This is a genomic window from Paenibacillus sp. FSL K6-0108 (genome assembly GCF_045040695.1).
Taxonomy (GTDB): domain Bacteria; phylum Bacillota; class Bacilli; order Paenibacillales; family Paenibacillaceae; genus Paenibacillus; species Paenibacillus pabuli_B.
On record NZ_CP150288.1, the window covers coordinates 1,131,328 to 1,144,337 of the forward strand.

Sequence of the window (13,010 nt, forward strand, 5' to 3'; positions counted from 1 at the left end):
GAAGGAATAAGCAGTCATGAGAAGACAATTACTTGTTCTAATTGGTATGGTCGGCATTTTTGCTGGCGTGACCTCAATCTTTATCTATGAATGGCTTCATCCCAATCTGCATTATCCGGAGGCGAGGGAAGGCGTGCTGGATGCCAGACAGTGGGATTTTGCTAAACAGGGGATCATTCCGCTTCGCGGGGAATGGGAATTCTACAAGGATCAGCTGCTGACTCCCAGTGATTTTGCAAATCGGGGAGCGGAGCAGCAACCAAAACCTCACATTCTTCCTGTCCCAGGAGGTTGGAAGGGAGAAGTCTCAGAAAGCGGCTATGGCGCGGGGACGTACCGTCTGCGACTGTTGGTAAACGATCCCGAGGACTATGGTCTTAGAGCCAAAAAGATTAGGATGTCGAGTCGTATCTATATGGAAGACGAGGAGCTTGGCGGTACTGGACAACCCGGATTGTCGGCAGCCGAATTTGTGCCCAGCAATTTTCCGTTCTTTGGAACGATCAAGGTCGAAGACCAGACCATTGATATTCTTGTCCAGGTGTCGAGCTATCGATACCTGCAAGGTGGACTTGTGCAAGCCCCTGAGTTTGGACTTGCGACGGATGTTATGACCCGGCGGGACAATGCCCGAATGGCGGATGTCATCGTTATCACCACGTTGTTCGTTTTTGGCATTTATTTTGCAGGTATGTTCAGGCAATGGCGGCGGGAGCCGTATCTGGTTTTCTTTAGCTTGTTTTGTCTGACGTTGGGGTTGTTTTTCAGCATCGACAACGAGATCGTTATGGCGACTCTGTTTCCCTCGATGTCGTTTCTGCTGCTGCAGAAGCTGCTTTTCATTCTTCCGTATCTGTCGATTATGTTTTTCATTCACTATGTACGCATTTATCTAAATGAGAGAAGCGGATATTTGTTCAGGGGGGTTCGCTGGTTTTCCTATGTGTATCTGGTTTTACTAATTGGGTTCCCCAATGATCACCTTTTGTATCTGTTGGGGCCCGGTGTATTTTTGCAGATAGTGGCTTTCGGGTTTATCTTTGCTTCAATTTTTCGCAATCGCCATCACGGGGTCAGGATTTACTATATTTTGCTTGGTGTCTTCTTTTTGATTATTAGTTGGATTTTCGCCCTGACCCGTTATCAATTGGCGCTGGACAGTCCGTATTACATCATCGTTACGCTACTGCTAGTCGTATTATCGCAATCATTCCTGATGACAGACCGGATTCGTGGGGCTCTCCTGCGCAGTGAACGCCTGGCTGATCAATTGCTTGTCTACGACCGGCAAAAAGATGAGTTTCTGGCCAAAACGTCGCATGAGCTTCGCACCCCTTTACATGGAATCATCAATCTGTCAGAAGCCTTGCTTGCGAATAAAGAGGCACCGCTCGCAGCGGAGCATCGTGAGAACGTCAGGCTGCTTCATCTGATCGGAAGGCGACTTGCCGGACTGGTGAATGACATCCTTGATATGAATCGAATTCGGTACGGTCAACTCTTCGTGCAAATGAAACCTGTAGACCTTTACATATCAACCGATTTTGTTATGGAGACCTTATCGATCTCGCCCGTTAAGAGGGGTGTCAGGCTTGTAAATGAGCTGCCCCCCAATCTACCTCTTATCATGGCTGACGAGAACCGGCTTCGGCAGATTTTGCATAATCTGCTGGAGAACGGATTGAAGTATACGGATCGTGGAACGGTCTCCATTTCAGCAGAGAGAAAGGCAAATATGCTGGCAATATCCATTAGCGACACCGGAAGGGGTATTCCTCCAGAAATCATGGACGACCTGTTTCAGCCGTTCTTTCAATATAATGAGCAGGGTGCGCATTCACGGGACGGTATTGGACTGGGGCTTGGCATATCGAAGCAACTTGTCGAGTTGCAGAGTGGGTATATGCAGATAGAGTCTGAGGTTGGCAAAGGTTCCAAGTTTACATTCATGCTGCCAATTGCACGGAGCGGGGAGAACCAGGTGGCGGCCACTGTTGAATACGCTGGACATACCGGATATAAGAATTATACGGAGTATGAGGCACATATGAAGCCTGAAGAGAACCCAGCGCTGTTCCCTAAGGTTCAGTTAGCTGTGGACGAGCCAGATGAGGCGTTCCATATTCTGATTGTTGACGATGAACCCTCCAATCTGAAGGTCGCTATGGACGTAGCTGCTTCTATGGGGTACACATATACCGCTGTGGGCAGCGGAGAAGAGGCACTAAAGGCGCTAAGGCGCAAGAAGCCGGACCTTGTTCTACTCGATCTGATGATGCCTGGTGTATCGGGATTGGACATCTGTAAGGACATCCGGTCACTTCACGGATTGGCTGAGCTTCCGGTGCTGATGCTGACCGCTTCGGGGCAAACGGGGGATATTCTGGCCGCCTTTGCAGCGGGGGCAAATGATATTTTGCAGAAGCCTTTCGAGCTGGCAGAACTTAGAGCACGAGTACAATCGCTTTTGGCGATGAAAAGCTCCTCTGAGCAGGCGGTACGCCGGGAGATGGACTTTTTGCAGGCCCAGATTCCACCGCATTTTCTGTACAACAGCCTCAATGCCCTAGTTGGGCTTAGCTATAAGGATGTAGACAAGCTGCGGGAAACGATCCACCACTTGACCACTTATCTCCGCTCCAAGTTCACATTTATTTTCCAGGGTGATGCAGTACCGTTAGAGCGGGAACTGGAATTGATACGTGCCTACCTTGCCATTGAGCAGCTTCGCTTTGGTCAACGGCTGAACGTGAGCTACACAATCGATGAAGATGCACGAGTTATGGTGCCCCCACTCACACTCCAGCCTATAGTCGAAAATGCCGTCCGTCACGGGATCGGACAGAAGCCTGAAGGAGGGACCGTGAACATTATTGTTACCCGCAGCATTAACGGTGTGGAGATCGTTGTAGAGGATGACGGGGATGGAATGGACGAACAAACGCTAAGATTACTGGAGCAAGGAAAGACTGGGGGGATCGGCATCGGTAATGTGAACCGCAGGCTGCAAATGAGATACGGGCGGAATCTGGAGATTCATAGTCGCTTGGGCGAAGGGACCCGAATTACAATTTATTTGACGGAGGAGCCTTATGTGGAAAGCCATTCTGATCGATGACGAAGAGATCTCGCTTGACGTAATAGATATTATGCTGGCTGAAGTTGGCGGTGTGGAGGTTGTCGGCAGGTTTCAGCTGGTCGCCGAAGCGCTTGAACAATGTGGCGCGCTACAGCCGGATTTAATCTTTTTGGATATCGAAATGCCTGGAGTAAGCGGGCTGGAGGTTGCGGAGGAGATCACCGTGTGCTGTCCGTTTGCTAAGATCGTTTTTGTAACGGCGCATGATCAGTATGCGATTGATGCGTATGACACCGACGCCATCGGATATTTGCTTAAACCGGTCGCCAAGGACAAGCTGGCCAGGACACTGCACCGTTATTCTATTCTCCAGGCCAAAAATCGGAGTCTAAGTGGTAGTCCCCTAGATCTTGACAGGAAGGTTGCTAACATTGGTTCAAGCGAATTGGACACTGTCGGTGAAGATAAGGTATTGCTCTCACTTAAAGTATTAGGCAGCATGGAGCTGTATGCTGCAAATGGAAGGCTATTAACCTGGAGGACCAAGAAAACGAAGGAGTTATTCGCATTCCTTTGGCATCATCGCGGACAGCCCGTTTACAAATACGCCATATTGGAAAACTTATGGCCGAATGATCTGGCGGAGCGCGGGCAAAAATTGTTGCACACATCCCTGTATTATTTGCGGAGTCTGTTTAAGTCGGTGGGCTATGGCCAAGTAGTAAGGTACGGCGACGAGCGGTACTGGATTGATCCGGTGTTTATCCGAAGTGATCTTGAAGAGTTGCTTGGTCGAATGAAGAGGGGAGTTACCGGAACCGAAGTCACGGACATGCTTCATCTGTATGGCGGCAATTACTTGGAGATGGAGCATTATGAATGGGCGGATACTTACCGAATCGAGTTGCGTTCCGTCCTGATGTCCTACCTGACGAATACTCTGAATGGGGCAACGAATGAGCCGCGGATAGCGATGCTCCGAAAGCTGATCGATCTGGAGCCCAGTCGAGAGAGTTACTATGATCTACTCATTGACTCCTTGAGGCATGTCGGAGATCTGGCCGGAGTCGAAAATGTGCAGGTTTTGAAGAAGCGAATGCTGCTGGAGGAAAATTAGAGTGTGACAAAACCGATCATAATAAAAAAAAATGTGGGGGTCTTAAGGTTTACGCCTTTAGACCCTCTTTTTGTCGTTTTATGGGTGAAATGTTGTAAAAATGTTGAGAAGCAATTTGCTAGACTAATGCTGTTGATTGATAGAATATCGGACAGCAGTCAACGGAGTTGGGATGGAAGCAAAATGAGGGGGAGTGAAAGAAAAAATGATGACATTCAGAAAATGGATCTCGGTAATATTAGCGTTACTAGTAGTAGGAACGATGGTTCCGCAGTATGCAATAGCCGAGTCGTCCGCATGGGAACTTCGCAGTCCTCTGCCAACGTCTCAGACGATGAACACGGTGGCCTATGGAAATAACATGTTCGTGGCAGTGGGCGAGTATGGAACGATTGTTACTTCTACGGACGGTGTAAGCTGGGCGAGTTCCAAGAGCAATACGTTATTCACTTTATATAGCGTTGTATATGGCAATGGAAAATTTGTGGCAGTGGGAAGCAGTGGGACGGTTCTCACCTCAACCGATGGAGTGACCTGGCAAAGTCAAAAGGTTGGGAATACCACCATGTTGAGTGTTACTTTTGGTGCCGGCAAATTTGTGGCAGTAGGAGAAGCGGGAATCATACTGCTGTCGACTGATGGTTCCACCTGGGTTGCCCAAACCAGCAGCGCAACAGGCTATCTCTGGGACGTAACCTATGGTGGAAACTGGTTTGTTGCTGTTGGTTTCTCTGGTACGAGGATTGTCTCGAAAGACGGAGTGTCCTGGAAGGCCTACAACAGCACCAATGGAGATTCATATATCGGCGTGACTTATGGAAACAACCGCTTCGTGGCAGTGGATAACCAGGGAGCTATCGTATATTCGCAATCGATCTCGGATTCATCATGGACCTGGGCAACAGGCAAAAATAAAGGTGGGTCCGCTTCAGAGGGCTTTTCTGATGTCAGCTATGGCAACGGAAAGTTCGTGGCGGTAGGACATGGTGGTAAGGTGTACACTTCTTCCGATTCAGCCAGTAGCTGGCAAGTGCAGACTAGCGGCACGGGCAATAACCTTAACGGTGTTGTCTATGGCAGCAACAAATTTGTTGCAGTGGGCATTTGGGGGGCGCTCTTAAGCTCGGCTGATGGGATAATATGGACGAATCGGCTTCAAGGCTCCAGGCAAGCCATCAGAGAAATCAGTTTCATTAATAACCAATTTGTAGCAGTCGGTCCTTACGGAGAGCTGTTTACCTCTTCAGACGGTACAATCTGGGACAGAAAATTGATCGACTCCTCTGTTGGTTTAACAAATATTGAGTATGGTAATGGCACTTATGTAGGGGTGGGGTTTAACGGGGCACTCCTTACTTCGACGGACGGAACAATCTGGGCCAACCGGTCGTCAACCTGGACAGATGCTGTATATGGCTTGAGTTATGGGGCTGGGAAGTTTGTAGCTACAGGTAATGCCGGTAAGGTTCTTACTTCCGCTGACGGAGTAATCTGGGCCTCTATGACTAGTCCTACATCCAATACGCTAAATGATACCATATACGCACATGATCAGTTTGTAACGGTGGGGGTCGGGGGAACGATCATAACTTCGCCCGACGGGGAGAACTGGACGCTCCAAACGAGCGGTTCACAGGTTAATCTGAAAAAAGTAAGCTATGGAAGCGGAAAGTTTGTGGCAGTTGGTGAATCCGGGACAATCCTGACTTCTGTCAACGGAACGGATTGGGTCGAGCAAGCAAGCGGGATAGCGGACACGCTTAATGGCGTAGGTTACGGCAATGGAACTTTTATAGCTGTAGGAAAAAGTGGGTTACTCTTAACATCAACGAATGGTACGAATTGGACAACTCAAGCGAGCGACAGGCAGGAAGATCTTAACAACGTAGGCTACGGTAACAATACCTTTGTGGTGGTTGGGCAAAATGGCATTATTTTAAAGAAAATAGTGACACCAAACAGCACGATCGATCCGCTGGAGGCAAACTTCGACAAAAATACTACATCAGCGAGTTATGTCGATGTAAATGTTACGTTGACGCCGAACGGAAACACGCTAACCGGTATTGATAATCAGGCATCCTTGTTGACGGCAGGCGAGGACTACACCGTTAGCGGGAATACAGTGACCATCAAAAAGGCGTATCTGGCGACACAAGCAGTAGGGACGACAAGTCTGAATTTCACGTTCAGCGCAGGAGCATCCCAGACGCTGGACATTGCAATTCGTGATACAACACCGCAAGTTGCTACTGTCAGCTACGAATCAGGAGTTCATGGCACGATCAGCGGAACAAGTGAACAGGTGACAATTGGTGCGCATCCGGTGGCAGTTCCGACAGTGACGCCTGCAAGCGGCTACCGATTTGCAGGATGGAGCAGCGACGGTGGAGTGACGAAGTTCAGCAGTCAGCAGGTAGCGGCTACTACGATAACTGCGGATGTGACCTACACGGCGCATTACACGTCGTTTGTCATGGGGGACGCGGATGGCGATGGTGTAGTTACGCCTGCTGATGCGCTGTTGTTAACAATGCATATTAAGGGCAAGATTACGCTGACGCCGGAGCAGTTGCAAGGGCTCGATATGAATGGTGACGGACAATGGGACGAAGCGGATATAAAAGCGATTCTCGCCATTGCCGCAGGAAAGGGCTGATTTTATGCTTTGGAAGAGATTAATATCGATTTTACTGACAGTTAGTATGATCTTGCCTTTTGGTACGTTTGTCAGCGCTGATGCACCAGCGTCTGTGGCTTCTAACTCGATGACGGTGAGTGGTGGTGAAGGCTACCCTGGGGATACCGTTGACGTGGAGGTATACCTGACACCATTTCTTATGATCAATGAATACGATATTTCAATTGGCTTTGACACTTCTTCGTTGGAACTTGTGACTGGAAATGAAGTTACGAACAATCTAGGTGTGAGTTCAAATGGAGATAGCTTCAATTCGGATTTTTCCAATAATGGGACTATCAATGTACAAGCTGATCTGGTGAACTACTCGATATTCGATGAAACGAAGGTATTCACTCTTCATTTCAAGATCAAGGATACTGCACAGCCTGGGGAACTGACGCTGAGTGTACCTACGCACAATCTCTATGAAGGAGGGGAACTTTCGTCGACAACGGTTGAAACGGGAAAAATTCAGGTTAATGCTGTAAAGCATACTGTGGCGTTTGATGCACAGGGAGGTAGCGCCGTTGGCAGCCTTACAGATGTGAGCAGTGGAGCGCCGATCAGTGAACCGCCAGCGCCGACGAAGGCTGGTTATACCTTCGCAGGATGGTTCAAGGAAGAAGCAGGCATGAATATCTGGAATTTCGCAACGGATATCGTAACGGCCGATGTGACGCTATACGCAGCATGGACGCCTGTTCAGTTAGCGCAATATACCGTTACGTTTGATTCAAAGGGAGGCAGCGTTCTTGACAGCACTGCTAATGTGAGTAGCGGCACAGCGATCACTGAGCCGCCAGCCCCGACAAAAGCAGGTTATACCTTCGCGGGCTGGTTCAAGGAAGAGGCAGGCACAAATGCCTGGAATTTCGCAACGGATATCGTAACGTCCGATGTGACACTATACGCAGCATGGACGCGTCATGCAGCAGAGATTCAGATTGGCTCAGTGAGCGGAACGCCGGGAACTACGGTGAAGGTACCTGTCTCCGTAGCCAACTCAACATATGGAATCGGAGCCTATGGATTACAAATTGATTTTGATACAGAAGCGTTGGAAGTAACTAAGATTGAAGGACAAACGGGCAATAACTTTGACTCCAACTTCGATAACGCAGCAGGTTGGCTGACAGCGATGTGGGCAGACAGCGATGCAGGAGACACACCGATTGCATCAGGAGACCAACTGTTCACCATCAGCTTCAATATCAAAAGTGGAGCAACAACAGGGAGCAAGAAATTAACAGTAGAAACGGAAGAATTGAGCCATTTCTCCATAGCTGATTCGTTCGCGATCGGAATGGAAAAAACACTGATGCCTGGTAAGGTTACGGTTAATGATGGACCGGTGCAATACACAGTGACGTATGATTCGCAGGGAGGTAGCACGGTTCCTGGGCTTACCCAGGTGAACAGCGGCACCACGATAAGCGCTCCGACAACGCCAACAAAGGTCGGCTTTACGTTTGCGGGCTGGTATAAGGAAGTGGCGTTAATAAATGCCTGGAACTTCGCAACGGACAAAGTAATATCTGATGTGACGTTATATGCCAAGTGGACGAGCAATACTTCGAACAATTCGAACAATTCAAATAACTCAAATAACTCAAATAACTCAAATAACTCAAATAACTCTGGCGCGCCTTCAGCCAACTCTAGCACGACGACACCTGAGAAATCTGCTGGTCTGCAGGTCATCGTCGATGGTGTCTTGAAAGATCAGATTGCGACAGGCTCTCTCACCAAAGAGAACGGTAAGACTGTACTCACGGTCACTGTCGACCAAGATAGACTGGTTGATCAGCTGAAGAAGGCAGCAATCAAGTCCGCCGTAGTCATTCCCGTCACTACCAATGTGGAAAAGGTATCGGTGGTATTGACTGGCGATGTTGTCAAGAATATGGAGACCAAGCAAGCTGTTTTGGAAGTTCAAACGCCAAACGGGATTTACAAACTTCCTGCAGGGCAAATAGCCATCGACAAGATTTCCTCAACACTTGGGATGCAGGTCAAACTAACCGACATTGTTGTTCATGTAGAGATTGCCAAGAGTGATGAGGCTACGGTCCATATTGCAGAGAAGGCAGCTATTCAAGGAAACTATGCTGTTGTAGCACCACCAGTCACTTTTAATGTAACGGCTTCCTACAATGGCAAAACGGTAAACGTAGAGCAATTCAGCAGTTATGTGGAACGAGAAATTCCACTTCCCGCAGGTCTCGACCCAAGCAGGGTGACAACGGCTACGGTGCTCAATCCAGACGGCAGTGTTCGTCATGTGCCTACGTTCATCACGGCTAGAGAAGGGAAATATTATGCGGTCGTGAACAGCCTTACCAATAGCGACTACTCGCTGATCTGGCATCCAAAAACATTCACGGATGTAGAAGGTCACTGGTCAAAACAGGCTGTAAACGATATGGCCTCACGAATGATCATCAAGGGGATAGATGAGAATCATTACAATCCGGATGCGGTCATTACACGGGCGGAATTCGCAGCAATTATGGTGCGCGCGCTGGGATTGGCCGACAATGGAAGCCAAACCACATTCACAGATGTGAAGTCCAGCGAATGGTATGCAGGAGCTGTTGCGAAGGCTGTGGAGTACGGTTTGATCGAAGGCTACCGGAACCAGACATTTGCGCCTGCTCAGACAATTAGTCGTCAGGAAGCATTGGTGATCATGTCCCGGGCGATGAAACTCACAGCGATTGAAACGGAAGGGGCAGATGTGGAGTCTGTGCTGTCTCCGTTTGCAGATCAGACGGCTATTTCCTCTTGGGCCAAGTTGGCAGTAGCCACAGCTGTGAATAACGGACTTGTGGAGGGGACAGCGGAAGGGTTGATGCCGACAGGCAAGCTTACTCGGGCCGAAACTGCGGCGATTGTTCAGAGACTTTTGATCAAGGCCAAGTTGATCAATAGTGGCGACTCTAACTAAAGTTAATTGAAAAAAAAGTAAGACAGTTCAAAACCAGCCTCTTTTCCCGTTTAGGGTGGAAGGGAGAGCTGGTTTTGTCTGTTTATCAATGAATGGCATTCTGATTAGGAAAGGGACAATCTCGTAGTACTTGAAGATGAAACATGAGACTCGGAGAAGGCTGTTATTTGGAAATCATCTTCCCGTGAGAGACCCAATATTTTCTTGCCTAATTCGACAACATCATATACTATTTTCACATTACATAGTGCTTCAAGCATGTTATTTTTGGGTACGGGATAGTCGAAAAGGCTTACATACAGATGTGAGAGGAAGAGGATTGAATGGTTGGTTTTTTCAAGAAACGTTTGGTTGCTCGCATTATTGCCATTGTTACATTGGTGATGATAATTATATCTGCGGGAAGCATGCTGCTTCAACTGGGGAATATGAAGTTGGCTGCGCAGGAGGCCATATCGAGTTATAATATTCAAATTGCCGAAAGTTATGTGAAACAGCTGGATACAGGGCCGTACGTGGAATTTGCCAAAGACCCCAAGGAAAATGACGTGTTCTTGAAGATTCGTGATGAATTGGATGACTTTCGCGTAAGTATCGGTGCAATGTATGTGTATTTTGTGAAAATAGACGATACAGGCACGCCTCTCATTATGGTGGACGGCATGAAGGATGCGGACAAAGCATCACCGATCAATGAAGTGACGGATATCCCAGGCGATGCAGTCCAGAAGCTTCTTCAAGGGAAAACAGCCAGTTCTCCTATCATTCATAATGAGGAGTATGGCGAATACATTTCCTCTTATGCTCCGATTTTGGACAGCAACGGAGCTTTGACAGGTGTAATTGGAATTGATACGGCTGTGTCGGTCATTGGAAGTATTGAGTCAGATATTATGAAATCCAGCATTCCGTTTTATGCCTTGTTGCTATTGATTACGCTTGCAGGCATCGCCATTGTGTTGTGGTTCATTGTAAGAGGACTGCGACCGCTAAAACCGTTGAAGGCAAGTGTCGAACAAATGGCACAAGGTGAGCTGGCGGAGGCGAACCGGATCCTGACAGCGTATCGGTTGCAGAGTGAGGATGAGATTGGCAGCACATTCAAGGCAATGATCCATATGTCCGGGGACTTAAATAAAATGATCGGCGATATGGTCGCGGGTGTCTCGGTTACGACCGATATCCTCGCGAAATCAACGGCACAATTCAATCGTGATGCAGAAGACATGCTTGAGATGAATAAGAGTGTTGATCAGTCCGTACAGCAGATCAGACAAGGGGCAAACACCCAGAAGCAAGGTGCCAGCGACAGCGCGAATGCAATGGAAGAAATCGCAAGAGCAATCACTAACATTTCAGAGTCATCTACAACCTTGTCCGACGCTGCAACGAGTGCGCTTGCTACGGCACAAGCGGGTAAGCAGAGCATGACGCAAATGAAAAAACAGATGGAGAGCATTTCGGCTGTATCGGCTGAAGTTGCAGCCATGGTCCAAGTGCTTAATAACTTCTCGCAGCAAATCAGTGGTGCGCTTCATACGGTGCAGGATTTTGCGAGTCAGACCAAGCTTCTGGCACTAAACGCTTCAATTGAAGCCGCTCATGCAGGAGAGCATGGAAAGGGATTTGCCGTTGTAGCCGATGAAGTACGGAAGTTGGCGGAGGCCTCAAGCACATCCGTGCAGACGATATCGGATTTGTTACTCGGAATACAACAGGAGGCGCAGCACATTGGAACACAAATGGATCTAACCTCGCAAGAGATTGGCCAAGGAGTGACGAGCACAGCCGAAGCGGAGCTAGCCTTTGTACATATGGTTGAAGCATTTCGTGTGGTGACTCATCGGATTCAGGAGGTTTCCGCTTCAGCGGAGGAGATATCGGCAGGTTCCGAGGAAGCAGCAGCGTCGGTCAATACGATATCGGAAATTTCATCGGGTGTTTCAGATCATTCAGAAGACATTTATCGTTTGACAGGGGAACAGTCGAGTATGTTCCAGAAGATCGCACAAACGTCTACCCTGCTGAGGCAGCAAACGATTGAGATAAGCGAAGCCGTAAGAAAAGTAAAGGTATAAGGGAAACAAGCTGAACCCCTTCCGATATGGAACACTCCGTTGCGAGCGACGGAGTGTTTTTTACATTTTAGTTCAATGCTTGGCTCAACTAGCGGAAATTATAATTGATCCAGCTCAATCGCCTGTCTGAAGCGTTGGGCGAAGCGTTCTGCGGCTGCAGAAACCTCTTTGGATTCGGTTTGTACGAAGCCGATTTGCATTTTGGGTTGATCGATCGAGGCGATATCTACCATCTTGGCAATGCCTTCTTTCCATAGCGGATGTTGGTGGAAGGAGAAGTCATGACCAATGGTGGCAGCGATATTGTTTCTCAGGACGGTGCTGATCGCTTCCGAGTTATTTGTTTTGAATAGGATGGACAGAGGGCCGTAATCATACGTGAATTCCTGAAGGAAATCTTCAATAAACCCATCACGGTACAGAGCAAGTTTATGTTCTTTTAATTGTTCGGGAGTGACCCGGTTAAGCTTGGCGAGTTCGGATTGGTGATGCGTGCATACAACCAGTTTGCCTGAATACATGGGACTGAAATGCAGTCCATCGAATTCCCGCAATTGTTTGGTGTAAATGGCGATGAAGCCCAGATGGGTTTTGTTGTTGCGGATATCCTCAATGATTTCCATGGAACCTTTCTCTTCAATGGCAATATTCAATTGGGGGTGCTCGCGTTTCATATCTGCTGCAGTCTGAACAAGGTAAGGCATCACACTTGGAAAGGTGGCCACATGCAGTTCTCCGGTCAAGGCGGATGTCTCGGCGTTCAAGGACTTTAATTCATCAATTCGCTGCAAAATATCGAGTGCCCTGGCAATGAACTGTTTGCCCTCGTGGGTGGGAAATGTCCCATGCCGTGAGCGTTCGAACAGAATCATGCCCAGCTCATTTTCCAGGCGATGTATCGATTGGCTAATAGCCGACTGAGTAACATGCAGATGCTCCGAGGCGGCAGAGAATGATTGGGTTTTGGCAATTTCAACGACATATTCAAGCTGTTCCAGATTCATGGGTTCATCTCCTTTTTAACATTAGTACAATTAATATTAACATTAGTATCTATAAATATGAATAATGCATGAACAGCGATATAATTAATAGACAGAAGTTAA

General features: G+C 48.1%; 6 protein-coding genes. 5 read left to right on the plus strand and 1 reads right to left on the minus strand.

Annotation, left to right across the window (positions count from 1 at the left end; translation table 11 throughout):
• Window positions 1-16 precede the first annotated feature (16 nt).
• The 5 genes from MHB49_RS05340 (at window position 17) to MHB49_RS05360 (ending at window position 11,904) form a co-directional block, all read left to right on the plus strand.
• Window positions 17-3,118 (plus strand): ATP-binding protein, encoded by a 3,102-nt coding sequence (locus MHB49_RS05340; RefSeq protein WP_405155318.1) that lies wholly within the window; start codon window positions 17-19, stop codon window positions 3,116-3,118.
• Window positions 3,093-4,196: a response regulator gene (locus tag MHB49_RS05345; protein WP_405155319.1), complete on the plus strand. Its 1,104-nt coding sequence runs from the start codon at window positions 3,093-3,095 to the stop codon at window positions 4,194-4,196. The genes MHB49_RS05340 and MHB49_RS05345 overlap by 26 nt, the downstream gene beginning before the upstream one ends.
• 205 nt (window positions 4,197-4,401) lie before the next feature.
• Entirely contained in the window at window positions 4,402-6,855 is a 2,454-nt protein-coding gene (locus MHB49_RS05350; protein ID WP_405155320.1) for a X2-like carbohydrate binding domain-containing protein, read from the plus strand.
• 52 nt (window positions 6,856-6,907) lie between these two features.
• On the plus strand, window positions 6,908-9,826 hold the full coding sequence (locus tag MHB49_RS05355) for an InlB B-repeat-containing protein (protein WP_405155321.1): 2,919 nt from the start codon (window positions 6,908-6,910) through the stop codon (window positions 9,824-9,826).
• A 323-nt stretch (window positions 9,827-10,149) separates the two neighbouring features.
• Window positions 10,150-11,904, plus strand: coding sequence for a methyl-accepting chemotaxis protein (locus MHB49_RS05360; protein WP_405155322.1), 1,755 nt, complete (start codon window positions 10,150-10,152; stop codon window positions 11,902-11,904).
• Between the two features lie 98 nt (window positions 11,905-12,002).
• On the opposite strand, the gene MHB49_RS05365 is transcribed toward MHB49_RS05360, so the two are convergent.
• Window positions 12,003-12,908 carry a LysR family transcriptional regulator gene (locus MHB49_RS05365; RefSeq protein WP_405155323.1) on the minus strand — a complete coding sequence of 302 codons (906 nt, stop codon included), beginning with the start codon at window positions 12,906-12,908 and terminating at the stop codon, window positions 12,003-12,005.
• Window positions 12,909-13,010 lie beyond the last annotated feature (102 nt).

What these genes read in the sequence shown, in the direction of transcription:
- MHB49_RS05340 (WP_405155318.1), top strand. Translation starts at nt 17, where the DNA reads ATGAGAAGACAATTACTTGTTCTAATTGGTATGGTCGGCATTTTTGCT.
- MHB49_RS05345 (WP_405155319.1), top strand. Translation starts at nt 3,093, where the DNA reads ATGTGGAAAGCCATTCTGATCGATGACGAAGAGATCTCGCTTGACGTA.
- MHB49_RS05350 (WP_405155320.1), top strand. Translation starts at nt 4,402, where the DNA reads ATGATGACATTCAGAAAATGGATCTCGGTAATATTAGCGTTACTAGTA.
- MHB49_RS05360 (WP_405155322.1), top strand. Translation starts at nt 10,150, where the DNA reads ATGGTTGGTTTTTTCAAGAAACGTTTGGTTGCTCGCATTATTGCCATT.
- MHB49_RS05365 (WP_405155323.1), bottom strand. Translation starts at nt 12,908, where the DNA reads ATGAATCTGGAACAGCTTGAATATGTCGTTGAAATTGCCAAAACCCAA.